Source organism: Lelliottia nimipressuralis (genome assembly GCF_041464075.1).
In the GTDB taxonomy this organism is placed as follows: Bacteria; Pseudomonadota; Gammaproteobacteria; order Enterobacterales; family Enterobacteriaceae; genus Enterobacter; species Enterobacter nimipressuralis.
This window is the reverse complement of sequence record NZ_CP167172.1, coordinates 4,005,960-4,031,926: the sequence shown is the minus strand read 5'-3', so window position 1 is coordinate 4,031,926 and position 25,967 is coordinate 4,005,960. Positions and strand designations below refer to the sequence as shown.

Here is a 25,967-nt window from a genome sequence, read left to right as displayed (position 1 = left end):
AGGATAGTCGCAGATAGTGAAATAAAAAAGGGCATCCATGGATGCCCTTAAAATTTAGCGAAAACGTGTATCGCGACCGTGTGGTTCGTCCAGATCCTGCCACGGCCCGATGGAGATAATCCCCGTCGGGTTAATCGTTTTGTGGCTGCGATAGTAGTGGGTGCGGATGTGGTTAAAATCGACGGTTTCCGCGATGCCATCCATCTGGTAAATGTCTCGCAGGAAACCATACAGATTCAGGTAGTCGCTGATGCGGTGTTTGTCGCATTTAAAGTGGGTGACGTACACCGGATCGAAACGCACCAGCGTGGTCCATAGGCGAATGTCGGCTTCTGTCAGGCGGTCGCCCGTCAGATAGCGGTGCTGCCCGAGAATTTGTTCCAGACGCGCCAGGGATTCAAACACCTTGCTGACCGCTTCGTCGTAGGCTTCCTGACTGGTCGCGAAACCGGCCTTATAGACGCCGTTATTGACATTGTCGTAGATCCAGCTGTTCAGTTCATCGATCTTATCGCGCAGCTCTGGCGGATAATAATCACCCGCCCGCGCACCGTGCGCATCAAACGCTGTATTAAACATGCGAATGATCTCGGCGGATTCATTGCTGACGATAGTCTGGTTTTTCTTATCCCACAGAACAGGGACGGTGACGCGTCCGGTGTAGTGCGGGTCTGCGCGCAGATAGAGCTGGTAGAGGAAATCGTGGTGGTAAAGGTCGTCGCCAGTGGCCGCCGGGAAATTACTGTCGAACGTCCAGCCGTTTTCCAGCATCAGCGGATTCACCACAGAAACCGGAATTAACGCGTCCAGCCCTTTGAGTTTGCGCACGATAAGCGTTCTGTGCGCCCACGGACAGGCGAGGGAAACATACAGATGATAGCGATCTTTCTCCGCCGCAAAGCCACCTTCACCGCTAGGGCCGGGGGCGCCATCGGCGGTGAGCCAGTTACGGAAGGCCGAAACAGAGCGCTTGAAGCGTCCTCCAGTGGATTTGGTGTCATACCAGATATCCTGCCAGACGCCGTCGACTAATTGTCCCATTGATTCCTCCGTCTTTATTCCGTCTTCAAATAGCAAAAGCGAGGAGATATCTCCTCGCTTTTTTATTCAGTATAGCGTGCTTACCACTTCTTATTCAGAACACGGTCGATGCTGAATGCGCCAGGACCGGTGATAGCCAGCAGCAGGAAACCGCCTGCGATGGTCAGGTTTTTCATGAACATCAGGGAGTTCATGCCTTCCGCAAAGTTGCTGTGGAAGATGAACGCGGTCAGCAGGGTGAAGCCTGCGGTGAACAGCGCCGTGGTACGCGTCAGGAAACCGAACAGAACCGCCAGGCCGCCGCCAAACTCAAGCAGAATGGTCAGTGGCAGCAGGAACCCTGGGACGCCCATGGCTTCCATGTACTGTTGCGTACCGGCATAACCGGTGATTTTGCCCCAGCCCGCAGTAATAAACAGAATTGGCATCAGAATGCGTGCAACCAGTAAACCAACATCTTCTAATTTTTTCATTTTACTCTCCAGAAAACCACTTACGCGGCTGACGATTTTTTGTGTGCAAATCCGGGTAGATACCGCGTGTTTGCTGTCGATGGAGAGGATAATAAACGTGACGAATGACAATTGTTAGCAAGGAAAACTGTCAATCTTCTTCAAAGATATTGAGTGAGAGTTGCGAATGAAGGGAAGAGGGGAAATAGAAGCCGGGTAAGACGGAATCGCCACCCGGCATAAAGAGCAGTGGTGTCAGGAACGTAACTGCTGCTGACGTAGCGTTGATTTGACCAGACGCCATGCACTCCAGGCGCCAAAGCCACGTCTGGCCCAGCGGACCAGCATGCTGGGGTGACGAACGGACCAGACGGCCATCACGCTACTGCCTACCAGCACCCAGGAGCGCAAGCTCAGCAACGTGTTCCAGCCATGATCGTACGAACGGGTCACTTCCAGCCAGTCGCGACGGCAGGCAGTCAGATCCAGCCGTTGCTGCTGGATCTGGCTTAGCAGATACGCTTTGCGCTTGCGACGCTCTGTTGTGCTACTCACGGCTTGTCATCCTCCAGCAGTGCGCGATCGTTGGCCAGCTCCTGACGGGTATGACGCAGCAGCGTAGAACTGCGCGCTTTATGCATCGTCCAGATCCCGCCAATCAGTGCGGCCACCAACAGCACAACCGTTGTGGCGATCATCGCGTTGAGGCGATACTGCGGATCGATCGCCCAGATGATTAACACCATTAGGCTCATCAGCCCAAATGCGGCGAAGAGCATGGTGAGCCCCAGCATCAGCAGCATCTGGAAGAGATTGGCTTTCTCCTCTTCCAGCTCCACCACTGCCAGTCGAACTCGCGTTTCGGCAATCCCCACCAGCGTCGTCAAAATACGCTGGCCGATGCCGAGGACGTTTTTAGCCGGCCCTTGTGCGTGACGTGGATCGTCCATGATTAACGACGCGTCAGCAGAACGCCCAGAACCACGCCCACCGCGGCGCCGATACCTACGCCGGTCCATGGGTTATCGCGCACATACTCGTCAGCCTTCGCAGCGGCTTCACGGGTCTGTTTAGCCAGCGCATCACCGGTTTCACCCAGGCGATGACGGCTCTCTTTCAGCGCGCTTTCCGCTTTAGAGCGCAGCTTGCTCAGCTCTTCTTTGGATTTGTCCGTTGAAGAGTTCAGTACCTCTTCCAGGGTATCCGCCAGGGATTTCAACTCAGCGCGCAGATGTTCTGAAGTAGTATCTTTAGACATGATTTTCTCCTGTTGAGATTTCCGTTAACTCAATAATCGCGAGCTTCCAGGGCTTTCAGTTCTTCCTCGGCCTCTTTCAGCTTATCTTCACGCTTAGCAATCTTCTCCGCATCCCCTTTCTCTTTCGCTTCTTTCAGGTCTTGACGGCGTTCAGCAATCTCGTCCTTCTGTTCAGCGATTTTCTTTTGGTGATCGGCACGCAGCTTGCTATCCGAGCAGTTGGCTTTCACTTCGCTCAGCGCTTTTTTCAGACCGTCGATACGGTGCTGGTTGTTATGCTTTTCGGCATAACTGATTTCGCGCTGGATGTCCTTTTCTTTCTCCTGACAGAGAGTGTTCGCAAAGGACGCGGTGCTCAAAGACAAAAGGGCCAAAGCCAGAGTGATGCGGTATTTCATTGTAGAAACCTTCCATTGTGTTACGGCAGTCCGAAGAGTATGCCGCGTTTCCAGTGTCATGCGGAGAACATCTGAGGGGTGCTCCGCGTACTTAAGCATAGTAAGTAAACGGGGTTATCACCAAAGTGAGTGAAAAGATTCAGAATCCTGGTAATTATCCAAACCGGTGCGAGGTGTCTCGCAGGCGCGTTAACCACAATGCAGTCTGACTCTCATCGTCCTGCAGTGCAACGATATAACCCCGCGGCAGGGAGCGGTCGAGCACCTCTTTCGCGGCGGCGCTTTGAGCGCTGGAGTCAAACTTAATCAGCAAAACGTCGTCCTGCGGCGTAATGCTTTTAAAACGAATTCCGTTGGCATCAAGGTGGTGCCAGACAGAAAAACCGTCCGGCACGCTGGCACCCTGGTTCATCGGGCGAATGGCCAGCGTCGATTCCTGATGCTGAACCGCCGTCCAGATAAGCACCATCGCGCTGAGGATCATCAGCGCGATCAGGGCGTAGGACAACCGGCGCAGGGAATGCGGCGAGATGACCATATTAATCCCTGGCCCCGTATTTTTTCTTCAGCAGCACGTATACCGAACCGAGCAGACCAAAGACCAGCAGCACCACCGGCAGCAGCATCAGGCATGACATCAGCTGATCTTCATATTTCAGGAACACCGGCGTTTTGCCCAGCAGGTAGCCGAGGGTCGTCAGAATCAGCACCCACAGCAGACCGCTCATCCAGTTGAAGAACTGGAAACGGGTGCTGCTCAGGCCAGAAAGCCCCGCGATGGTCGGCAACAGGGTACGGACGAAAGCGATGAAACGTGCAATCAGCAGCGCGGAGAGGCCATGCTTGTGGAACAGATGGTGCGCACGTTGGTGATAGTGGGCCGGCAGATGAGATAGCCAGTTCTGAACGATCCGCGTATTACCAAGCCAGCGTCCCTGAATGTAGCTCAGCCAGCAGCCAAGGCTGGCAGCGATAGTGAGCAGTAACACCGTTTGCGGAAATGCCATGGCCCCTTTGGCGCATAACACGCCGACCAGCACCAGAAGGCTGTCACCCGGCAGAAAGGCGGCAGGAAGCAGTCCGTTCTCAAGGAACAGAATCATAAACAAGACGAAATAGAGCATGCCTATCATGGACGGATTGGCCAGGGTTTCGAAATCCTGAGCCCATAAGGCGTTCAGTAATTGGGTCAAAAGTTCCATTCAGTGTTCCTGGAAATCGGTTAACGTCTCGCCTGTTATTCGGGGTAAACAGCTCAGCGACATCGTTTATGATTTCATTATGGTCGCTCGCGGACACATTGTGGTGGCCAGAACTGATCCCTGTTTAATGGCTAGGTAAGCAAGCACTAACTAAAAAATGCAATTTGCATCCAATTGTAACAAAGCCCAACGTAATACGTCACAGATTTTGCGATCGGCCGGGGAAATGATTTTGGCCTATGGAGAGGAAGTGACGCGAGGGTATTTACACAGGCTGACACTATATATGTTTACTGACTCACAGCGAGCCGGAAGGCGCAGCGGTGCGCCTGCCAGCGATAAGGGGAACTATTTTGCCTGACTGGTTGCGGTATCGAGATGAACCACCGGATTATCGGCAAAAAGATAGCGGTCGGCGTTGAATTCAAAGTCGTCGCTGGTTTCGTTGAACAGCATCAGCTTGGTGTTTTCCAGATGCTGCCACATCGCCAGTTTCGCCGCATGCGGGTCTTTACGAATCAGCGCTTTAAGGATCTGATCGTGATCGTCGCACCAGTTGTCGACGGTACGGGAATCAATGTGATCGTGTAATTTCTTCCAGTACGGGTTGTGAACGCGCTGAGTCCACATTTTTTCGACGATTGCTGCGAGGGCGGTATTTTGCGTCGCCAGCGCCACCTGGACGTGGAACTGCAGGTCCCATTCGGAGTCGCGGAAACATTTTTCTTTGCGCGCCTGATCCTGGATTTCCATCAGTTTCATGATGTCCTGCTTGGTCACCTGGGTCGCGGCAAATTCCGCAATGTTGCTTTCGATCAGCTGACGGGCCTGGAGCAGTTCAAACGGACCGTAGCTGGCGAACTCCAGACTTTCATCCGGCACCGGGGAGTGTTTTGGCAGATTGGAAATCACATGAATGCCGGAGCCTTTGCGCACCTCAACGTAACCTTCTACCTCGAGCATGATGATCGCTTCACGCACCACGGTGCGGCTGACGCTCTTTTCATCAGCAATAAAGCGTTCGGCTGGCAGTTTATCACCGACGAGATAGACACCTTGCTCGATGCGATCTTTCAGCTCGGCAGCAAGTTGCTGATATAAACGACGTGATTCGGTGATTTCCATATGCGCTCCAGGCAGGGTACGGCGGATGATTTGTTATACCACTTTTGCGAGCCAGTCTCCAGATTTCCCCATGAAAAAGCCGCCCGGAGGCGGCTTTAGTTGATCTCAGATCAAACCCTAACTTTGTTCGGCGGGCCCACCCACCGAGCTATTGAGTAGCTCCTCGGCAGACTGGTTCTTCAGCACCGTCCAGATCACCACTGCACCCATCAGGTCGAAGATAGCCAGCACGGCGAACAGCGGGCTGAAGCCGATGGTGTCAGCCAGTGCACCGACCACCAGAGCAAACAGGGTGCTCGCAGTCCAGGCTGCCATGCCGGTCAGGCCGTTGGCGGTCGCCACTTCGTTGCGTCCAAAGACGTCAGAAGAGAGGGTAATCAGTGCGCCAGACAGAGACTGGTGCGCAAAACCACCGATACACAGCAGGCCAATTGCCACGTATGGGCTGGTGAACAAGCCGATCATCCCAGGGCCAATCATCAGCAGTGCGCCCATGGTCACCACCATTTTACGGGACACGATCAGGTTCACGCCAAACCAACGCTGGAACAGCGGTGGCAGGTAGCCGCCGACGATACAGCCGAGGTCAGCAAACAGCATTGGCATCCAGGCGAACATCGCGATTTCTTTCAGGTTAAAGCCGTAGACTTTAAACATGAACAGTGGGATCCAGGCGTTAAATGTGCCCCAGGCCGGTTCTGCCAGGAAGCGCGGCAGTGCGATACCCCAGAACTGACGGGTACCCAGAATCTGCCAGACGGACATTTTTTTACCGTTGTTGGTCTGGTGATGAGATTCCTGACCACCAATGATGTAGTCGCGTTCCTCGTCAGACAGTTTCTTCTGATCGCGCGGGTGTTTGTAGAAGATCAGCCACGCCATCGCCCAGGCAAAGCTCAGCACACCGGAGATAATGAACGCTAACTGCCAGCTGTGCATCACAATCGCCCACACGACCAGCGGCGGAGCAATCATCGCACCGATAGAGGAACCAACGTTGAAGTAGCCTACAGCGATAGAACGCTCTTTTGCCGGGAACCACTCAGAGCTGGCTTTCAGACCCGCAGGGATCATTGCCGCTTCTGCCGCACCGACCGCACCACGCGCCAGTGCCAGTCCACCCCAACTGCCTGCCAGCGCTGTCGCGCCGCAGAAGATAGCCCAGGTTACGGCGAAGAAGGCGTAGCCCACTTTGGTACCGAGGATATCCAGAAGGTAGCCCGCAACTGGCTGCATGATGGTATAAGCCGCGGAGTAGGCCGCGATAATGTAGGAATACTGCTGAGTGGAGATGTGCAGCTCTTCCATTAGCGTTGGCGCAGCCGCCGCTATGGTGTTACGCGTCAGGTAACCCAGCACGGTGCCGAGCGTCACCAGTGCAATCATGTACCAACGTAACCCTCTAATTTTACGCATGTAAAACCTCATCGTTATAGTATTGCCGCGCCGGGGCACGGTACATCTCGACCGTTGCCGGGAGCTGTCTTGTAACGGGAGGGCGTAACCGGGAGTGACTCCCGGAACGGCCCGAACCTTGCCAGTTGTAATCGTGCATAAGTCGGTATCCGTACCGCTAATTCCGATGATTTCACACCGGTAATGCATTCCGTCGGCTTATATGTTGCGACGGTAAAAAGATAACTTGTCATACAACTTTAAAAGGTGAGTGACATCACAAAAGTGTGAATCTTTGTAGGGTCATTATTCACCCCACGCAAAGCCAGGATTGGCGCGGGCTACGACGGGGTTTGCTCCTTTAGGGGTAATTTATTTGTCGACGTTTATTGATCTAACTCACGAAAAAAACATCGGTCTCTGGAAATTGGTGTGATAACTTTGCAGCATCTGAACATAAGCAATAGCTTTCTGACGCTCTCGTTATAGAGGAAGACGATAATGACGCCGTTTATGACCGAAGATTTCCTGTTAGATACCGAATTTGCCCGCCGTCTGTACCACGACTACGCAAAAGATCAGCCGATTTTCGACTACCACTGCCATTTACCGCCCCAGCAGGTTGCCGAAAATTACCGTTTCAAAAACCTGTATGACATCTGGCTGAAGGGTGACCACTACAAATGGCGCGCGATGCGCACCAACGGCGTGGCCGAGCGCCTGTGTACCGGCGACGCGTCTGACCGCGAGAAGTTTGACGCCTGGGCTGCGACCGTGCCGCACACTATCGGCAACCCTCTCTACCACTGGACCCATCTGGAATTGCGTCGTCCATTCGGTATCACCGGCAAACTGCTTTCGCCTTCTACTGCTGACGAGATCTGGAACCAGTGCAACGAGCTGCTGGCGCAGGATAAATTCTCCGCGCGCGGCATCATGAAGCAGATGAACGTCAAAATGGTCGGCACCACTGACGATCCGATTGATACGCTGGAACACCACGCGGTTGTCGCTAAAGACACCTCTTTTGATGTCAAAGTGCTGCCAAGCTGGCGCCCGGATAAAGCGTTCAACATTGAACAGGCGACCTTTGGTGACTACATGGCGAAGCTTGCCGAAGTTTCTGACACCGATATCCGTCGTTTCACCGATTTGCAAACGGCGCTCACCAAACGTCTGGACCACTTTGCGGCTCACGGCTGTAAAGTTTCTGACCATGCGCTCGACGTCGTGCTGTTTGCGGAAGCGAATGAATCCGAGCTGGACAGTATCCTGGCGCGTCGTCTGGCGGGTGAGTCCCTGAACGAACACGAAGTGGCTCAGTTCAAAACGGCAGTACTGGTCTTCCTCGGCGCGGAATACGCGCGTCGCGGCTGGGTGCAGCAGTATCACATCGGTGCACTGCGCAACAACAACCAGCGCCAGTTCAAACTGCTGGGTGCAGACGTGGGCTTTGACTCCATCAACGACCGCCCGATGGCGGAAGAGCTGTCAAAACTGCTGAGCAAACAGAACGAACAAAACCTGCTGCCAAAAACCATTCTTTACTGCCTGAACCCGCGCGACAACGAAGTGCTGGGCACCATGATCGGTAACTTCCAGGGCGAAGGGATGCCAGGCAAGATGCAGTTTGGTTCCGGCTGGTGGTTCAACGATCAGAAAGACGGCATGGAGCGTCAGATGACGCAGCTGGCGCAGTTGGGCCTGTTGAGCCGTTTCGTGGGGATGCTGACCGACAGCCGTAGTTTCCTCTCTTATACCCGCCATGAATATTTCCGCCGCATTCTGTGCCAGATGATTGGCCGCTGGGTAGCTGCGGGTGAAGCGCCAGCCGATATCCAGCTGCTGGGCGAAATGGTGAAAAACATCTGCTTTAACAATGCGCGCGACTACTTCGCCATTGAACTGAACTAAGGCCGTTTGAGGTTGATATGCAATACATCAAGATCCATTCGCTGGATAACGTTGCCGTAGCGCTGGCGGATCTGACCGAAGGCGCGGAAGTCACCGTGGAAAACCAGACCATCACCCTGCGTCAGGCGATTGTTCGCGGGCATAAATTTGCCGTGTTCCCCATCGCGAAAGGCGAGAATGTGGTGAAGTATGGTCTGCCGATCGGTCATGCGCTGGCGGATATTGCGCCGGGTGAACATATTCATTCCCACAATACCCGCACCAATCTCAGCGATCTGGACGAGTACAGCTATCAACCTGATTTTCAGGCTGAAGAAGGGCAGGGAGAGGATCGCGATGTTCAGATCTACCGCCGTGCCAGCGGAGAAGTCGGGATCCGCAACGAACTGTGGATCCTGCCAACCGTCGGCTGCGTGAATGGGATTGCGCGTCAAATTCAGAACCGTTTTCTGAAAGAGACCAACAATGCTGAAGGTACCGACGGCGTGTTCCTGTTCAGCCACACTTATGGCTGCTCGCAGCTGGGCGACGACCACATTAACACCCGCACCATGCTGCAAAACATGGTGCGCCACCCGAATGCGGGTGCGGTGCTGGTGATTGGCCTTGGATGTGAAAACAACCAGGTCGATGCCTTCCGCGAAACGCTGGGGGATTTCGACCCTGAGCGCGTGCACTTTATGGTGTGCCAGCATCAGGACGACGAAGTGGAGGCGGGTCTCGAACAGCTGCATCAGCTGTATGAGGTGATGCGTCACGACATGCGCGAGCCGGGCAAACTGAGCGAGCTGAAGTTCGGTCTGGAGTGCGGCGGTTCTGACGGTCTGTCGGGCATCACCGCCAACCCGATGCTGGGTCGCTTCTCGGATTACATGATCACCAACGGTGGGACCACCGTGCTGACCGAAGTGCCGGAAATGTTCGGTGCGGAACGCATTCTGATGAGCCACTGCCGCGACGAAGCGACGTTTGAAAAAACCGTCACCATGGTGAACGACTTCAAACAGTATTTCATCGCGCACAATCAGCCGATTTACGAAAACCCATCACCGGGCAACAAAGCGGGCGGCATTACCACGCTCGAGGAGAAATCCCTCGGCTGTACGCAAAAAGCCGGTGCCAGCCAGGTTGTGGACGTGCTGCGCTATGGCGAACGCCTGAAAACGCACGGTCTGAATCTGCTCAGCGCGCCGGGGAACGACGCCGTCGCGACCAGTGCGCTTGCGGGCGCGGGCTGTCATATGGTGCTGTTCAGCACCGGACGCGGCACGCCGTACGGCGGTTTTGTGCCAACGGTGAAAATTGCCACCAACAGCGAGCTGGCGGCCAAGAAAAAGCACTGGATCGATTTTGACGCCGGGCAGCTGATTCACGGTAAAGCCATGCCGCAGCTGCTGAATGAGTTCATCGACACCATCGTGGAGTTTGCCAACGGCAAGCAGACCTGCAATGAGCGTAACGATTTCCGCGAGCTGGCGATTTTCAAAAGCGGCGTGACGCTGTAAGTCCATTAGCGTTAGCATAAGAAACGGCGCTTTCACTCTGAGGCGCCGTTTGTTTTTGTCTGAACAGGAAATTTTCATGACCACGTATTGGCTTGCCCAGGGCGTTGGGGTCATCGCCTTTCTGGTGGGAATCACCACCTTCATCAACCGCGACGAGCGGAAATTCAAAAAACAGCTTTCGGTCTACAGCGCCATTATCGGCGTGCATTTCTTTTTGATGGGGGCGTTTCCGGCCGGATCGAGCGCAATGCTCAACGCGGTACGAACGCTCATCACTCTGCGCACGCGCAGCCTGTGGGTCATGGCGATTTTTATCGTCCTGACAGCCGGACTGGGGCTGGCGAAATTCCATCACCCCATCGAGCTGCTGCCGGTGGCCGGCACGCTGGTGAGCACCTGGGCGCTGTTTCGCTGTAAAGGCCTGACCATGCGCTGCGTCATCTGGTGTTCCACCTGCTGTTGGGTGATCCACAATTTCTGGCTGGGCTCGATTGGCGGAACATTGATTGAGGGGAGTTTTTTGCTGATGAACGGCCTGAATATTATCCGCTTCTGGCGGATGCAGCGGCGGGGAATCGATCCGTTTAAAGTGGAAAAAGCGGTGCAGGAAGAGAGCCCCTCCGTCCGCTGACGGAAGGGCGAGGGCGCACTTACTGCGCCTGTTGTTTCTTATCGTTCTGGTGGTTAACCCAGGCGTTAATGATCAGCGTCAGCGCCAGAATACCAAATACCACGCCCAGCGAGACGGCGATCGGGATATGGTAGAAATCGACGATCAGCATCTTGATACCGATAAACACCAGGATGATCGACAGCCCGTATTTCAGCATCGAGAAGCGCTCCGCCACGCCGGCCAGCAGGAAGTACATCGCACGCAGACCGAGGATCGCAAACAGGTTAGACGTCAAGACGATGAACGGGTCGGTGGTCACCGCGAAGATAGCCGGAATACTGTCGACCGCGAAGATCACGTCGCTCAGTTCAACCAGAATCAGCACCAGCAGCAGCGGCGTGGCAAACAGCAGGCCGTTCTTACGCACGAAGAAGTGCTCGTTGTCGATGGTGTCGGTCATGCGCAGATGCCCACGGATCCATTTCACCAGCGGCTTCTCGCCAATCCCCGTTTCATCCTCTTTCGCCAGCGCCATTTTCACACCGGTGAAGAGCAGGAACGCGCCGAAGACATACAGCAGCCATTCGAATTGCGTAATCAGCCAGCTACCGGCAAAGATCATCACCGTACGCAGAATAATTGCGCCCAGCACGCCGTAGACCAGCACGCGACGCTGCAACGCAGCAGGCACCGCAAAATAGCTGAACAGCATCAGCCAGACAAAGACGTTATCAACGGCGAGGGCTTTTTCAATCAGATAGCCCGTGAGGAAGGCCAGCGCCTGCGGGTCGGCCACCGCGCGGCCTTCCGTTGACGCCAGATACCACCAGAACGCGGCGCAGAACAGCAGAGAGAGCGTAACCCACACCAGCGACCAGGCCGCGGCCTGTTTCATGGTCATGCCATGTGCGCCGCGACGGCCCTGTAAAAAGAGGTCGATCGCCAGCATGATGACCACCACGACTGCGAAACCGCCCCATAACATTGGAGTGCCGACAGAGTGCATAGAGATTTTTCCTTCCATAAAAACAAAAACGGCCAACGTCAGAAGACGATAGCCGTTGCGTTATTTATGCAGGGACCTCGCCTTCCGGCAAGGTCTCACTTACAACCAAAAAGAACACATCTCGTGACTCTTTTTCGTTGCCCGGCGACCGGATGCGGTATTGCACGCATCGTAATGACGACCCACCGGCAATGAAGTTACTCCCCTTTGCAGGTAACAAAATATGTCAGGACACGGTTTTCGTCAATGCCCTTAACGATTCTATTACACAGCTTTACGCGAGCGCTGTCGTGCTCACGTCATCCGCAGGGAACACCACGCCGGTTTGACGGCGGATTTCGGTCTGCAGTTTCGCCGTCGTGCGGCTCACGGCAAGCCCTGGGTGGTTCACTTCATTGGTCTCTACCAGACGTGCGAACACCTCTGCCTCATACAGCATAGTGTTAATATGCTGAGGTTGCGTCAGCTCCTGGGCCTTACCGCCACGCGGGATAAAGCTGACTTTCTGACACTCCGAGATCTTCTCAACCACCAGTGCGCCATTTTCGCCCTGAATCTCACTCGGCAGCACAGAATCACTGACTTTGGAGTGCTGAAGCGTGACGCTGAAATCGCCGTAATCCAGCACCACAACGCCATGAGCATCGACACCGCTGTCGAGCAGGCTGGCGGTCGCGATCACGCCGTGCGGCTCGCCCCACAGGGCCACCGCAGAGGCCAGACAGTAAAAGCCAATATCCATAATCGAGCCGTTCGAGAAGGTCGGATTAAAGGTATTAGGGTTTTCGCCGTCCAGATAGCGCTGGTAGCGCGAGGAGTACTGGCAGTAATTGATAAAGGCTTTGCGCACTTTGCCAAGCTTCGGCAATGATTGCTGCAACAGCAGGAAGTTCGGCAGGCTGGCGGTTTTAAACGCTTCGAACAGCACCACCTGGTTTTCCCGCGCCAGCTGAATGGCAGCTTCCACTTCCTGAATATTGGACGCCAGAGGCTTCTCGCAAATCACATGTTTTTTGTGGGCGAGGAACTGCAGCGTTTGCGGGGAGTGAAGCGAATTCGGGCTGGCGATATACACCGCGTCAATGGCATCGCTCTGCGCCATCTCCTCAAGGGAGGTAAACAGATGCTCGACAGGATAATCGTTAGCAAAAGTCTGCGCCTGTTCAAGGCTGCGGGAATAGACGGCGGTGAGTTTGAATTTGCCGGTTTCATGGGCGGCGTCGACGAACTGGCGCGTGATCCAGTTCGTGCCTATAACTGCGAAACGTATCATAAACGTTCACGTACTCCGTAACGGGGAACCTTTTGTCACTTTAGCACGCACACATGACAAAACCAGTGCGTTAACCCTCATTACTCTTTAACGATAAATGCGTAAGCCACAGGCGCGTATCAAACTCCAGCTGGTGGTATTGCGGTTCCATGTGGCAGCACAAGGCGTAGAAGGCTTTGTCGTGCTCTTTTTCTTTCAGATGCGCCAGCTCATGCACCACGATCATCCGTAAAAAAGCCTCCGGCGCATTGCGAAACACGGTGGCGACGCGGATCTCGGCTTTGGCTTTCAGCTTTCCACCCTGCACGCGGGACACGGCGGTGTGCAAACCCAGCGCGTTTTTCAGCACGTGGATCTTGTTGTCATACATCACTTTATTGATGGGCGGGGCGTTACGCAGAAACTGACTTTTCAGATCCTGGGTGTACTGCCAAAGTGCTTTATCCGTCGCGAAGCTGTGTGTTCCTGGATAACGTTTTTCAAGAACGCTGCCCAGGCGCTGTTCGGCAATTAAGGTGCGGACCTGGGAAAGTAAGTTCTCCGGATAACCCTGGAGATAACTAAGATTGCTCATCAACGCTCCACCTGAATAATAAAAAGGGTATACTCACGCACCCTTTTCAGGGATAACGCCAAATTTTACCACTCAGGAGGGCCGATGAGCCACTTAGACAACGGTTTCCGTTCACTCAATCTTAAACGTTTCCCGGAAACGGACGACGTTAACCCGCTTCAGGCGTGGGAAGCGGCGGATGAATATCTGCTGCAACAGTTGGATGACACTGAAATTGTCGGCCCGGTTCTGATCCTGAATGACACCTTTGGTGCGCTGGGTTGCGCGCTGGCCGAACACACACCTTACAGCATCGGCGATTCCTATTTGAGCGAGCTTGCGACCCGTGAAAACCTGCGTCACAACGAGATTGCGGAATCGAGCGTTAAGTTCCTCGACAGCACGGCAGAGTACCCGCAAGCACCGGGCGTTGTGCTGATCAAGATCCCTAAAACGTTGGCCCTGCTGGAGCAGCAGCTGCGCGCGCTGCGTCATGTTGTGACACCGGAAACGCGGATTATTGCGGGCGCCAAAGCGCGTGATATTCACAACTCGACTCTTGAGCTGTTCGAAAAGGTTCTGGGTCCTACCACGACGACGCTGGCGTGGAAAAAAGCCCGTCTGATTAACTGCACATTCAGCAATCCTGAGCTGAAAGACGCGCCAGAAACCCTGAGCTGGAAGCTGGAAGGAACGAACTGGACCATTCATAACCATGCGAACGTCTTCTCGCGCACGGGGCTGGATATCGGCGCGCGCTTCTTCCTGGAACATCTGCCGGATAATCTGGAAGGCGAAATCGTCGATCTCGGCTGCGGTAACGGTGTTGTCGGCCTGACCCTGCTTGAGAAAAACCCGGAAGCCAGCGTGATCTTCACCGATGAATCGCCGATGGCCGTGGCCTCAAGCCGCCTGAACGTTGAAACCAACATGCCGGAAGCGTTGGATCGCTGCGAGTTTATGATCAACAACGCGCTGTCGGGCGTTGAGCCATTCCGCTTTAACGCGGTGGTGTGCAACCCGCCGTTCCACCAGAAACATGCCCTCACGGATAACGTGGCCTGGGAAATGTTCCACCACGCGCGTCGTTGCCTGAAAATTAACGGTGAGCTGTACATCGTGGCGAACCGCCACCTCGACTACTTCCACAAGCTGAAGAAGATCTTCGGTAACTGCTCTACGGTCGCCACCAATAACAAATTTGTGGTGCTGAAAGCCGTGAAGCTGGGGCGTCGTCGCTAAGCCGGCTGTGCTGCGACGGTAATGCCCGGTAGCGCTATGTTTACCGGGCGTACATTACCTAGATTTCCAGCGCCAGACGGGTTCCCTGCGCAATCGCGCGCCGGGCGTCCAGCTCCATCGCCACATCGCACCCGCCAATCAAATGCACCGTTTTTCCGGCCTCGCGCAGCGGATCGGCCAGATCGCGTTTCGGCTCCTGCCCGGCACATAAAATCACATGATCCACGCGTAGCACCTGCGGTTCACCGGCAAGGGTGATGTACAGCCCTGCATCGTCGATCTTCTGATAACTCACCGCCGGGATCATCTTCACGCCGCGAGAAAGCAGCGTCGCGCGATGGATCCAGCCGGTAGTTTTCCCCAGCCCATCGCCCGGTTTGCTGGCTTTGCGCTGGAGCATCACAATCTGGCGCGGGCTTTTCGGCAGCTGCGGCCCTTCCGGTCGCAGTCCGCCGGACTGTTTCAGGCTGGTGTCGATACCCCATTCCACGCAAAACTCGGCGATGTTCTGGCTGGTCGCTTCGCCCGGCTGGCTTAAATACATGGCCGTATCAAAGCCGATGCCGCCGCAGCCGATAATTGCCACCCGTTCGCCGACCGGGACTTTGTCGCGCAGCACGTCGAGATAACTCAACACTTTTGGATGATCGACCCCTTCGATCGCGGGTGTGCGTGGGGCGATCCCGCTGGCGAGGATCACTTCGTCATACGCCGCCAGATCCTCCGCGCGGACAAACTGATTGAGCCGCAGATCCACGCCCGTCAGGGCGATCATTCGGCGGTAATAGCGCAGAGTTTCGTAAAACTCCTCTTTGCCGGGGATCTGTTTGGCGATATTAAACTGCCCGCCGATCTCCGCCAGCGCGTCAAACAGCGTCACCGAATGGCCGCGCGCCGCGGCATTTACCGCGAATGCCAGTCCCGCAGGGCCTGCGCCGACCACGGCCAGTCGTTTGATTTTCACCGCAGGCACAATCGGCATTTTGGTTTCATGACAGGCGCGCGGATTGACGAGGCACGAGGTGACTTTACCGACGAAGATCTGATCCAGGCACGCCTGGTTACAGCCAATACAGGTATTGATCTCATCCGCGCGGCCGCTCTGCGCTTTGGAAAGCAGCTCGGCATCGGCGAGGAACGGACGGGCCATCGACACCATATCCGCATCGCCTTTTGCCAGCACATCATCTGCAACCTGCGGATCGTTAATGCGGTTGGTGGTGACCAGCGGGATCGACACCTTGCCCTTCAGCTTGCGCGTTACCCAGCTAAACGCTGCGCGCGGGACCGGCGTGGCAATCGTAGGGATACGCGCCTCGTGCCAGCCGATGCCAGTATTGATGATGGTCGCGCCTGCCGCTTCGATGGCCTGCGCCAGCTGGAGGGTCTCCTCGAATGTGCCACCGCCTTCGACCAGATCGAGCATCGACAGGCGGAACACGATAATAAAATCAGCCCCGGCGCGCTCGCGCACGGCGCGTACCACTTCCACGGCAAACCGCATCCGGCGGGGATAATCGCCGCCCCATTCGTCGTCGCGCTGGTTCGTGCGTGCGGCCAGAAACTCGTTAATCAGATAGCCTTCGGAGCCCATGATCTCTACGCCGTCGTAGCCTGCTTCACGCGCCAGCGCGGCGCAGCGGGCGAAGTCATCGATCAAGGCGAGGATCTCTTCGTGGGTGAGGGCGTGCGGCTTAAAGCGGTTAATCGGCGCCTGTATGGCGGAAGGGGCCACCAGATGCGGCTGATAGCTGTAGCGCCCGGTGTGCAGGATCTGCAGGGCGATTTTACCGCCCTCTTTATGCACCGCATCGGTGACAAGCCGGTGATGGGGCAACTGGCTGGCATCGTTCAACACCGCGCCACCTTCCATGCCTACACCCGAGGGGGCAGGGGCGACACCGCCGGTGACAATCAGCGCCACGCCGTGACGCGCACGTTCGGCGTAAAACGCCGCCAGACGCTCTGCGCCGTCAGGATGCTCCTCCAGACCGGTATGCATAGAGCCCATCAACACGCGGTTTTTGAGCGTAGTAAACCCCAGATCGAGGGGGGCAAAAAGCGACGGATAGCGGCTCATAATCTCTTCCAGTGTAAAATTATTGTTATGTGGTCGGATGAGTTACTAATTTAGCCACTCGCGGGCAAAAGAGGAAAAGAGGTGTGTGATGAATGTGATGGGATTCAAAGATTAGGAGTGCTGTTACTCGTTCGGAAGTATTGTAACAACATACAAATGCACATTCAGAATGTGAGATTGGGTACTTTTTTTTTAGAAAAACATGATTAAATGCACTTCATGTAATGGTGATAACTTGTTGTTATTCAAGGAGGAAATCATAATGGAGTATCCATCAAAATTATCAATAGATTGTCCCTGTACTCTGTTTAAAACGATCAACCCATTTAATGATTATTCTGCGGATGATATGCAATGTGGGGATATGAATGAGCAGCAGTTAAGATCACTTGGGTTGCACGATATCTCAGGCCAGGTGGACCCCTATCGGCTAATTTGCTACGACGTTCCGATCGTACCAACGATATTTGGTGGGTACACTTCCCCCTCCGATGGAAGAAAAGTGTCTCACGAAGAATGCGTTAATATTTTATTCACTGAAATGATTGAACTTTCAAATGAATTTTCGCGCATAGGAAAATATCAGCATCTAATTAAAGAGATGATCTCTCATTTTAGATATGGTGATGGAAAACCTTTTTATAGCACATCTCTTAATGTTGCGTTCGAAAACCGTGTGAATGACCCAAAACCTAACAGTTCAATATCAATAATAAAGAGCACCATTGAGGATAAAACTGGTGCTGGTTTTTTCTGGAATGCATATACACCACTCGAGGATAGTATTGCATTAGCACTTCATGATTCAATTTTACCAAAATTCAACCAAGTGCAAGACAACATTAATGGTCTTGGAATAACGGTGCATGATATCCATGCTCAGAAGATAACGCTTCTATTCATTGAAAAATATGCAATAGGATGGGAGGCTGAAATTCTCTTTGAGGCACAGGACCACTTTGGTCTCGATTGTACTGATATTAAAAGTGAATTTTATAGCCAGTTCCGTTTTTTTCGCATCTGGTTCTTTCTTCAACGGCATAAAGATTTCGCCTTTCGACCTTTCTTTACGAATTTTTCAGCGTTTGCAAGAATTGGAAGTTATCAATGAAAAATAAAAAAAAGCGATTTATTGGCATTTTTATTATTATTGCAATGTGTAATCTTTGGTCGCTTCGGCCAGTTAAAATATTACATGTTTATTCTGACTTCAATTCTTCTGTCTTCGTTGTAGTTGATCATTTACCATGGGCTGACAGTGATAAAATTGGTTGGTTTTTATCACGAAGGGAAAAATTAATGAATGATTATCCTTTAATCGATGGTATTCCTCATTCTTATTATATTATGGATGTAGGTGAAGGATTTACAAATTATAAAGAGAACCCGAAGGAAGATCTATTGTGTTTTTCAATGGGAAAGAATGAGCATAATTGTATTATTAAAAATTATCCGATGGTTATGAGTGAACGGCCCTATGAAAATATTCATTTTCAGATATCTTCTGAATGGGCAGTTTATAATTATGAATTAACTCCAGAAGGCAAAATTGAATATAGCCATAGAGAGAGGTAGGCCGGATAAGCGCATCGCTATCCGGCCCGTTTTTATGGTGCAACAGCCCGCACAAGCCCCGGGGCCTGCCACATCGACGTGGTCAGCCCGCTGTCGACCAGCCCTAGCTGGTCGGCGTACACCGCCTGCCATTTCTGCATCATGCCGTCGTACAGTTCGCGGTGTTCTGGGTTGGGGGTAAATTCCCGGCTCCAGCGCACCAGTTTTTCCCCCGTCGATGCCATATCGGCATACAACCCGGCACCGGTGCCCGCTGCAATGGCGCAGCCCAGCGCGGTCGCCTCTTTGACTTCCGGCACGCGCACCGGCAGCCCGGTGACGTCGCTTAAAATCTGGCTCCAGAGCGCGCCTTTTGCGCCGCCGCCTGCAAACACCAGGCTCTCAAACGTTACGCCGGAAAAGTGCGAAATCTGCGCCAGATTACAGGCGGAGACAATCGCCGCATTCTCTTCCAGCGCGCGGAACAGCGTGGCTTTATTGCATTTTTCCGGATCGATGGAGAGATTGATAAACGACGGTGCGGCGTGGTACCACTGCTTAAAATGCATCGCATCGGAAAAGATTGGCATCACGCCGTGCGATCCCGCCGGAACGCGGGCTGCCATCTCTTCAAGCAGGGCGTAAGTGTCCATCCCCATCCGCTCGGCAATGAGTTTCTCTTCAGCGCAAAATGCGTCGCGGAACCAGCGCATCGTCAGCCCGGTGAAGAAGCTGATGGATTCCGCCTGCGCCATACCGGGTATCACGTGCGGATTAACGCGAATATTCATCTCCGGATCGGTGCGCACCTGCGGCAAATTCACCACCTGCTGCCAGAACGTTCCGCCCAGCACCGCGGTTTGCCCGGCGCGGACCACACCCAGCCCCAGACAGCCCAGTTGCACGTCGCCACCGCCCATTACCACCGGCGTGCCTTCGCGCAGCCCACTCTGTTGTGCGGCCTCACGGGTCACCGCTCCCAGCACCGTGCCCGTCTCTTTGACAGGGGAGAGAATATCGGCCCGCAGCCCGGCCATATCCAGCAGAGCAGGGCGCCAGTCGCGGCTGAAGAGATCAAGCATCCCGGTAGTGCCTGCATTGGAAGGGTCCACCGCCAGCTCGCCCGAAAGCTTCGCCGCCAGCCAGTCGCTGATCATGGTGATGGTCGCCGCCTTGCGATAGATATCCGGACGATGGTGCGCCAGCCACAGCAGGCGCGGCATGGCGCTCAGGGCCAGCGTCTGGCCGGAGACGTCATACACTTCGGATTCAAAACGGTAGTCGTGGATCTCTTTGAGTTCAGCCACTTCCCGGCTGGCGCGGGCATCGACGTTAGCGCAGGCCCAGATGGCATCGCCGTTGCGGTCGTAAAGCACGATCCCCTCGCGCATCGAACAGCAGGCGACGGACTGGATATCCGCTGCGCTCAGGTGCGCGCGCTCCAGCGCCTGGTGAATGCACTGGCAGGCCAGCCGCCAGTTGGTGTCGAGATCGAACTCCATCGAGCCTGGCACATTCTCCACGCTCAGGTGTTTCCACTCCGCCTGGCCGACGGCGACCTGGTTGCCCTGCAAATCAAATACAACGGCGCGAACGCTTCCCGTCCCTGCATCTAACGCTAAAAGGTAACTCATGAGCTTGCCTCGTGTTGGCACGGGGCAAGTGGCTTATTTCGCCAGGGCAAGCACCGCGCGGGCTGTCGTCTCTTCCGTCACCAGGCCATTAATAAGTCGACCTTTCAGTGCGGCGTAAATCGCATCTGCTTTCTCTTCCCCTCCGGCCACGCCGACGATGGTTGGCAACTGCGCCAGTTCATCGAGCGTGACGCCGAGCAATTCCTGATGAATCTCCAGGTCGGGCACCCGTTCGCCTGCGGCATTGAGGAAATAGCCGAGGATATCGCCGACCGCACCTTTGCGCGCATACATGAGCTGCTCGCCTTCGCTGATATAGCCCGAGCGCAAAATGGTGGCGTCACGGCGCTGATTCACGGAGCCAATGCCCACCACGGCGGCGTCGGCGGCGGTGGCGGCGAGGATCACGTCCCGCACGCTGGCTTCGCGTTTTAAAATGCCGGCAACGTCTGCCGATGAAACCCGCAGCGGGGCCGGAATCATGCTGATGCTACAGGCCGCATCCAGCTGACCGATGCCGGTCATATAAGGGCCCACGCCGCCGGAAAGCGTCACCAGCCGCACCTGCTGTGAGCTAATAAAGCCGCTTAAGTGCTGAATGCAGCTCATGGTCGCTTCACCAAATCCCACCGCCAGCAGCTGTCCCGGTTCCAGTAACCCCATCAGCGACTGCGCTGCGCCAATCCCCAGCCGCACGTTCATCGGTGCAGTATTCAGGGCTGGCACCACGCGAACCATTTTCAGGTTAAAGCGCTGTTGTAGCTCAGTCTCAAGCGCCAGACACCCCTCATAGCGGGAATTTATCTGTACGCGGATCACCCCAGACTGACGCCCTTTTTCCAGTAAACGGGAGATCTTCAGGCGCGGCAGCCCTAAGCGCTCGCCAATATCGTTCTGCGTCAGGCCGTCGTGGTAGTAACACCACGCCACCCTGGCGACCAGTTCTTCCTCTGCCAGCGCCAGTCCGGCAAACCGACTCTCTTCGGCAGTGCGTTTATCGCCCATATTTGAACTCTTATAAAAATTTAGATCATATGTTCGCTCAGACGCGGGCAGAAAGTGTGAGCCACGCGGCAAAACGGATCTTTAAAGAAACAACGCAGAGTTATCAGGATCTGAATCGATAAAACTGTGATCCCTGCACGGTTGTAAATATAGTTCACCGTCTACGCTTTTGAACATTATTAAATCAAAAAATCATTTGTTCAATAGCGGAGCGATGATGACAGTCCTGATCGAAGCGCGTGATATCCACAAGCAGTTCTCCGGCGTACCGGTGCTGAAAGGCATTGATTTCACGCTGCTATCCGGTCAGGTCCATGCTCTGATGGGCGGCAACGGCGCGGGAAAATCGACGCTGATGAAAATTATCGCTGGGGTGGAAACGCCCGACGGCGGTGAACTTTATGTTGAAGGCAAGCCATTTGCGCGCCTTAAGCCCGGCCAGGCACACCAGCTGGGGATCTACCTGGTGCCGCAGGAGCCGATGCTGTTTCCCAATCTCACCGTGCGCGAGAACATCCTCTTTCGTCTGCCGCGCGGAACGCAACACGAAAAACGCCTCGCCGATAAACTCCAGCAGCTGCAGTGTCAGCTGAATCTCGACGCCGCTGCCAGCACCCTCGAAGTAGCGGATCAGCAGATGGTGGAGATCCTGCGCGGATTAATGCGTGAGGCGAAGATCCTGATCCTCGATGAACCGACCGCTTCACTCACGCCGGGGGAAACGGAACGCCTGTTCCGCCAGATCCGCGCATTGCAGGATCTCGGGGTCGGCATCGTGTTTATCTCTCACAAATTGCCGGAGATCCGCCAGCTCGCCAGCCACATCTCGGTGATGCGCGACGGGGCGGTGGTGTTGAGCGGCGAAACCTCGGCCTATGACGACAGCGCCTTAATCGCCGCCATGACGCCGGTCAGCCGCGAGCACGCACTAAGCGATACGCAAAAACTGTGGCTGGCGCTGCCGGGCAATCGCCGCACGCAGGCGCAGGATTTCCCGGTGCTGCGGGTGGAAGATCTGACGGGCGAAGGCTTTATCGATCTCAATGTCGAGATCTACGCCGGGGAGATCGTCGGCCTCGCCGGGCTGGTGGGATCCGGGCGCACCGAGTTCGCGGAGACGCTCTACGGGCTGCGGCCTGCACGCGGTGGGCGGATCTGGCTGGAGAACCAGGAGATCGGCGGCGATTCCGTCCTGTCGCGTCTCGCCAAAGGGCTGGTCTATCTCCCGGAGGACAGGCAAGTTTCCGGATTGTTTCTCGATGCGCCCATCCGCTGGAACACCGTGGCGCTGAATGAGCCGTCCCTCTGGCAGCAGCGCAAGCGCGAAGCGGCGGTGGTGGAGCGTTACCACCGGGCGCTTGGGATCAAGCTCAACCACCCGGATCAAACCGTGCGCACGCTCTCCGGCGGCAATCAGCAGAAGGTGCTACTGGCCCGCTGTCTGGAAGCCAATCCGCTGCTGCTGATCGTGGATGAGCCGACGCGCGGCGTCGATGTTTCGGCGCGCGCGGACATTTATCAGCTGATCAAAAGCGTGGCGGCGCAGAACGTGGCGGTGCTGATGATCTCCAGCGATCTCGATGAATTTCCGGGTCTCGCTGACCGCGTGCTGGTGATGCATCAGGGCGTGCTCAGCGGTGAACTGCCGCGCCACGCCGTCAGCCTCGACCGGATGATGGCGCTGGCCTTTGGAGGACAATCATGAAGACGTTACTGAAGAACCGCGAGCTGAGCGCCTTTCTCGCCATTCTGGCGCTGTTCGGCGTGCTGGTGGCGCTTAATCCGGCGTATTTGAGCTTTCAGACGCTGGGGATGATTTTCGCCAGTTCGCAAATCCTGATCCTGCTGGCTCTGGGCGCGACGCTGGTGATGCTGACGCGCAACATTGATGTGTCGGTTGGCTCGACGGTCGGGCTGTGTGCGATTGCCGTCGGCGTGGCGCTTAACAACGGCTACAGCCTGCCGGTGTCGATGCTTTTTGCGGTCGCCATTGGCGCGCTGGCCGGGGCCTTTAACGGCCTGCTGGTGGTTGGGCTGCGTATTCCGGCGATTGTCGCCACTCTCGGCACGCTGGGGCTATATCGCGGGGCGATGCTGTTGTGGACCGGCGGGAAGTGGATCGAAGGATTACCGTCGAGCCTGAAAGCCCTGTCGGAACCTGTCGCCGTCGGTGTTTCGCCGCTGGGTATGGTGGTGCTGTTTCTGGCGCTGATTGGCGCGTGGACGTTGTCGCGCACCGCGTCTGGCCGTGATTTTTACGCCGTGGGCGATAACCTGGCCGCTGCGCGTCAGCTCGGTGTGGCGGTAAACCGCACCCGGATGATCGCGTTTACCCTCAACGGCGTGCTGGCCGCCTGCGCCGGGATCGTCTTTGCGTCGCAGATCGGTTTTGTACCGAATCAGACCGGCAGCGGGCTGGAGATGAAAGCCATCGCCGCGTGCGTGCTGGGCGGAATCTCCCTTCTCGGCGGAACCGGCACGCTGATTGGCGCGTTTCTCGGCGCCTTCTTCCTCACACAAATCGACACCGTGCTGGTGCTATTCAAGCTCCCGGCCTGGTGGAATGACTTTATCGCCGGGCTGGTCTTGCTCGGTGTGCTGGTCCTCGACGGGCGTCTGCGTCAGGCGCTGGCGCGTCATCAGCGCGCGCTGAAGTACAGCCGTTTCCAGCCCGGCAACAAAGGGGGAAAGCACGTCACCCCGTTTCCGAAACGCAAAAAAGAGGTGGCGTAAATGAAGCTTAACTGGGAAAGCGCGCTGCTGATTTTACTGGTGCTGGAGATCCTGCTGTTCGGGGCCATCAACCCACGGATGCTGGATATCAACATGCTGCTGTTCAGCACCAGCGATTTCATCTGCATCGGCATTGTGGCGCTGCCGCTGACACTGGTGATCATCAGCGGCGGGATTGATATTTCGCTCGGCTCGACCATTGGCTTGTGCGCGATTGCGCTGGGCGTAATGATGCAGGCCGGCTGGCCCATGACGCTGGCGATACCGCTCACGCTGGTGCTCGGCCTGCTGTGTGGCCTGTTTAACGCGGCGCTGATCCACTACACCGGCATCAGCCCGCTGGTGATTACCCTCGGTACGCTCTACCTCTACGGCGGCGGGGCGCTGCTGCTCTCCGGCATGGCAGGCGCGACCGGCTACGAAGGCATCGGCGGCTTCCCGGACAGCTTTACCGCCTTCGCCAATCTGACGCTGTTCGGCCTGCCGATCCCGCTGGTGTTGTTCGCGGTGATTACCTTCTTCTTCTGGCTGATCACCCATCGCGGGCGCTTTGGTCGGCACCTGTTTTTGATTGGGCAAAACCCGCGTGCGGCACGCTACGCCGCCCTGTCGGTGAACGGGATGCCGTATGCGTTGTACGGGCTGGTGGGCGTGGCGTCGGCGATCGCCGCGCTGGTGATGGTCTCCTATTTCGGCTCGGCGCGCTCCGATCTGGGGCGTGACCTGCTGATGCCCGCGCTCACGGCGGCGGTGCTCGGCGGGGCGAATATTTATGGCGGTTCAGGTTCGGTTGTGGGTACAGCGCTGGCGGCATTGCTAGTGGGGTATCTGCAGCAGGGTTTACAGATGGTCGGCATCCCCAACCAGGTGTCGAGCGCGCTGTCAGGGGCGCTGTTGGTTGTGGTGGTGATGGGACGTTCGCTGAGTCTGCACCGTGAATGGCTGCGCACTCTTCTCACAAAAAATACCCGGAGCGTAAGATGAAAACAAAACTGATAGTCCTGGCGATGGCGTTAAGCTTTGCCTCGGCGCAGGCCGCCGAACGGATTGCGTTCATTCCTAAACTGGTAGGCGTCGGCTTCTTTACCAGCGGCGGGAACGGCGCAAAAGAGGCGGGTAAAGATTTGGGCGTGGATGTCACCTACGATGGCCCGACCGAACCGAGCGTCTCCGGCCAGGTGCAGCTCATCAACAACTTCGTCAACCAGGGCTTCAACGCCATTATCGTCTCCGCCGTATCGCCGGACGGACTCTGCCCGGCGCTGAAACGCGCGATGCAGCGCGGCGTGAAAGTGCTGACCTGGGATTCCGACACCAAACCTGAATGCCGCAGCATCTATATCAACCAGGGTACGCCGGAGCAGCTCGGCAGCCTGCTGGTGGATATGGCCGGAAAACAGGTCACGAAACCGGACGCCAAAGTCGCGTTCTTCTACTCCAGCCCAACCGTGACGGACCAGAACCAGTGGGTGAAAGAGGCGAAGGCCAAAATCGAGAAAGACCACCCGCAGTGGCAAATCGTCACCACCCAGTTTGGCTATAACGACGCGACCAAATCCCTGCAAACCGCCGAGGGGATCTTAAAAGCCTACCCGGATCTGGATGCGATCATCGCGCCGGATGCTAACGCGCTGCCAGCGGCGGCGCAGGCGGCGGAGAATCTCAAGCGCGAAGGGGTAGCGATTGTCGGTTTTAGTACGCCGAACGTCATGCGTCCGTACGTCGAGCGCGGCACGGTAAAAGCCTTCGGCCTGTGGGATGTGGTCCAGCAGGGCAAAATTGCGGTCAATGTCGCCGATCATTTGCTGAAAAAAGGCGATCTTAACGTGGGCGACAGCGTGGATGTGAAAGGCATCGGCGTGCTGAAAGTCGAGCCTAACAGCGTGCAGGGTTATCAGTATGAGGCGAAGGGGAACGGCATCGTGCTGCTGCCGGAGCGCGTGGTGTTCACTAAAGAGAACATTGATAAATACAACTTCTGACG

General features: G+C 55.6%; 26 protein-coding genes. 10 read left to right on the top strand and 16 right to left on the bottom strand.

Features of this window, described 5'->3' with window-relative positions; translation table 11 throughout:
* Window positions 1–54: 54 nt before the first annotated feature.
* The 10 genes from ACB496_RS19290 to ACB496_RS19245 all read right to left on the bottom strand — a co-directional run bounded on the left by ACB496_RS19290 (window position 55) and on the right by ACB496_RS19245 (window position 6,892).
* Window positions 55–1,041 carry a glutathione S-transferase family protein gene (locus ACB496_RS19290; RefSeq protein WP_100778805.1) on the bottom strand — a complete coding sequence of 329 codons (987 nt, stop codon included), beginning with the start codon at window positions 1,039–1,041 and terminating at the stop codon, window positions 55–57.
* Between the two features lie 80 nt (window positions 1,042–1,121).
* Entirely contained in the window at window positions 1,122–1,514 is a 393-nt protein-coding gene (locus ACB496_RS19285) for a DoxX family protein (protein ID WP_184957379.1), read from the bottom strand.
* Between the two features lie 234 nt (window positions 1,515–1,748).
* Window positions 1,749–2,048 carry a YqjK-like family protein gene (locus ACB496_RS19280; protein WP_100778806.1) on the bottom strand — a complete coding sequence of 100 codons (300 nt, stop codon included), beginning with the start codon at window positions 2,046–2,048 and terminating at the stop codon, window positions 1,749–1,751.
* Window positions 2,045–2,443, bottom strand: a complete 399-nt coding sequence (locus ACB496_RS19275; RefSeq protein WP_100778807.1) for a phage holin family protein — start codon at window positions 2,441–2,443, stop codon at window positions 2,045–2,047. The genes ACB496_RS19280 and ACB496_RS19275 overlap by 4 nt, the downstream gene beginning before the upstream one ends.
* Window positions 2,444–2,445: 2 nt before the next feature.
* Entirely contained in the window at window positions 2,446–2,751 is a 306-nt protein-coding gene (locus ACB496_RS19270) for a YqjD family protein (protein WP_100778808.1), read from the bottom strand.
* Between the two features lie 29 nt (window positions 2,752–2,780).
* Entirely contained in the window at window positions 2,781–3,149 is a 369-nt protein-coding gene (locus ACB496_RS19265; protein WP_100778809.1) for a DUF1090 domain-containing protein, read from the bottom strand.
* A 154-nt stretch (window positions 3,150–3,303) separates the two neighbouring features.
* The gene (mzrA, locus tag ACB496_RS19260) at window positions 3,304–3,687 is read right to left on the bottom strand and encodes an EnvZ/OmpR regulon moderator MzrA (RefSeq protein WP_100778810.1); all 384 of its coding nucleotides are present in this window, start codon (window positions 3,685–3,687) and stop codon (window positions 3,304–3,306) included.
* A 1-nt stretch (window position 3,688) separates the two neighbouring features.
* Window positions 3,689–4,351 (bottom strand): DedA family general envelope maintenance protein YqjA, encoded by a 663-nt coding sequence (yqjA, locus tag ACB496_RS19255; protein WP_100778811.1) that lies wholly within the window; start codon window positions 4,349–4,351, stop codon window positions 3,689–3,691.
* 348 nt (window positions 4,352–4,699) lie between these two features.
* Window positions 4,700–5,476: a transcriptional regulator ExuR gene (exuR, locus tag ACB496_RS19250; RefSeq protein ID WP_100778812.1), complete on the bottom strand. Its 777-nt coding sequence runs from the start codon at window positions 5,474–5,476 to the stop codon at window positions 4,700–4,702.
* Between the two features lie 117 nt (window positions 5,477–5,593).
* Entirely contained in the window at window positions 5,594–6,892 is a 1,299-nt protein-coding gene (locus tag ACB496_RS19245) for an MFS transporter (protein WP_371973286.1), read from the bottom strand.
* 480 nt (window positions 6,893–7,372) lie between these two features.
* On the opposite strand from ACB496_RS19245, the gene uxaC reads away from it, so the two are divergent.
* The 3 genes from uxaC to ACB496_RS19230 all read left to right on the top strand — a co-directional run bounded on the left by uxaC (window position 7,373) and on the right by ACB496_RS19230 (window position 10,921).
* On the top strand, window positions 7,373–8,785 hold the full coding sequence (gene uxaC, locus ACB496_RS19240) for a glucuronate isomerase (RefSeq protein ID WP_102104844.1): 1,413 nt from the start codon (window positions 7,373–7,375) through the stop codon (window positions 8,783–8,785).
* Between the two features lie 17 nt (window positions 8,786–8,802).
* A complete protein-coding gene (locus tag ACB496_RS19235; RefSeq protein ID WP_371973285.1) occupies window positions 8,803–10,290 on the top strand; it encodes a UxaA family hydrolase in 1,488 nt (495 codons plus the stop codon).
* A 76-nt stretch (window positions 10,291–10,366) separates the two neighbouring features.
* Window positions 10,367–10,921, top strand: a complete 555-nt coding sequence (locus tag ACB496_RS19230; RefSeq protein WP_102104842.1) for a YgjV family protein — start codon at window positions 10,367–10,369, stop codon at window positions 10,919–10,921.
* A 19-nt stretch (window positions 10,922–10,940) separates the two neighbouring features.
* Here the strand turns inward: ACB496_RS19230 and ACB496_RS19225 are convergent, their stop codons facing one another.
* The 3 genes from ACB496_RS19225 to ACB496_RS19215 form a co-directional block, all read right to left on the bottom strand.
* A complete protein-coding gene (locus ACB496_RS19225; RefSeq protein WP_100778817.1) occupies window positions 10,941–11,909 on the bottom strand; it encodes a TerC family protein in 969 nt (322 codons plus the stop codon).
* Between the two features lie 274 nt (window positions 11,910–12,183).
* Complete coding sequence (locus ACB496_RS19220; protein WP_100778818.1) at window positions 12,184–13,182, bottom strand: Gfo/Idh/MocA family protein; 999 nt, start codon at window positions 13,180–13,182, stop codon at window positions 12,184–12,186.
* Window positions 13,183–13,252: 70 nt separating this feature from the next.
* Window positions 13,253–13,756: a M48 family metallopeptidase gene (locus ACB496_RS19215; protein WP_107702789.1), complete on the bottom strand. Its 504-nt coding sequence runs from the start codon at window positions 13,754–13,756 to the stop codon at window positions 13,253–13,255.
* Window positions 13,757–13,840: 84 nt separating this feature from the next.
* On the opposite strand from ACB496_RS19215, the gene rlmG reads away from it, so the two are divergent.
* Entirely contained in the window at window positions 13,841–14,977 is a 1,137-nt protein-coding gene (gene rlmG, locus ACB496_RS19210) for a 23S rRNA (guanine(1835)-N(2))-methyltransferase RlmG (RefSeq protein WP_107702790.1), read from the top strand.
* 58 nt (window positions 14,978–15,035) lie between these two features.
* Here rlmG and ACB496_RS19205 read toward each other — a convergent pair whose 3' ends face one another.
* Complete coding sequence (locus ACB496_RS19205) at window positions 15,036–17,057, bottom strand: FAD-dependent oxidoreductase (protein WP_371973284.1); 2,022 nt, start codon at window positions 17,055–17,057, stop codon at window positions 15,036–15,038.
* Between the two features lie 262 nt (window positions 17,058–17,319).
* On the opposite strand from ACB496_RS19205, the gene ACB496_RS19200 reads away from it, so the two are divergent.
* Window positions 17,320–18,168: a YPO3983 family protein gene (locus ACB496_RS19200; RefSeq protein ID WP_371973283.1), complete on the top strand. Its 849-nt coding sequence runs from the start codon at window positions 17,320–17,322 to the stop codon at window positions 18,166–18,168.
* On the top strand, window positions 18,165–18,632 hold the full coding sequence (locus ACB496_RS19195) for a DUF943 family protein (protein WP_371973282.1): 468 nt from the start codon (window positions 18,165–18,167) through the stop codon (window positions 18,630–18,632). Before ACB496_RS19200 ends, ACB496_RS19195 begins: the two co-directional genes overlap by 4 nt.
* Window positions 18,633–18,664: 32 nt before the next feature.
* Here the strand turns inward: ACB496_RS19195 and lsrK are convergent, their stop codons facing one another.
* Complete coding sequence (gene lsrK / locus ACB496_RS19190; protein WP_102104836.1) at window positions 18,665–20,245, bottom strand: autoinducer-2 kinase; 1,581 nt, start codon at window positions 20,243–20,245, stop codon at window positions 18,665–18,667.
* A 33-nt stretch (window positions 20,246–20,278) separates the two neighbouring features.
* The gene (gene lsrR / locus ACB496_RS19185; RefSeq protein WP_100778825.1) at window positions 20,279–21,250 is read right to left on the bottom strand and encodes a transcriptional regulator LsrR; all 972 of its coding nucleotides are present in this window, start codon (window positions 21,248–21,250) and stop codon (window positions 20,279–20,281) included.
* A 217-nt stretch (window positions 21,251–21,467) separates the two neighbouring features.
* Here lsrR and lsrA point away from each other — a divergent pair, with 217 nt between their 5' ends.
* Genes lsrA through lsrB form a run of 4 tightly spaced genes read left to right on the top strand, consistent with a single transcriptional unit; the run spans window position 21,468 to window position 25,965 of the window.
* Window positions 21,468–22,955 (top strand): autoinducer 2 ABC transporter ATP-binding protein LsrA, encoded by a 1,488-nt coding sequence (gene lsrA, locus ACB496_RS19180; protein WP_100778826.1) that lies wholly within the window; start codon window positions 21,468–21,470, stop codon window positions 22,953–22,955.
* On the top strand, window positions 22,952–23,983 hold the full coding sequence (lsrC, locus tag ACB496_RS19175) for an autoinducer 2 ABC transporter permease LsrC (protein WP_107702794.1): 1,032 nt from the start codon (window positions 22,952–22,954) through the stop codon (window positions 23,981–23,983). The genes lsrA and lsrC overlap by 4 nt, the downstream gene beginning before the upstream one ends.
* On the top strand, window positions 23,984–24,967 hold the full coding sequence (lsrD, locus tag ACB496_RS19170) for an autoinducer 2 ABC transporter permease LsrD (protein ID WP_100778828.1): 984 nt from the start codon (window positions 23,984–23,986) through the stop codon (window positions 24,965–24,967).
* Window positions 24,964–25,965, top strand: coding sequence for an autoinducer 2 ABC transporter substrate-binding protein LsrB (lsrB, locus tag ACB496_RS19165; RefSeq protein ID WP_371973281.1), 1,002 nt, complete (start codon window positions 24,964–24,966; stop codon window positions 25,963–25,965). Before lsrD ends, lsrB begins: the two co-directional genes overlap by 4 nt.
* The last annotated feature ends 2 nt before the right edge of the window (window positions 25,966–25,967 follow it).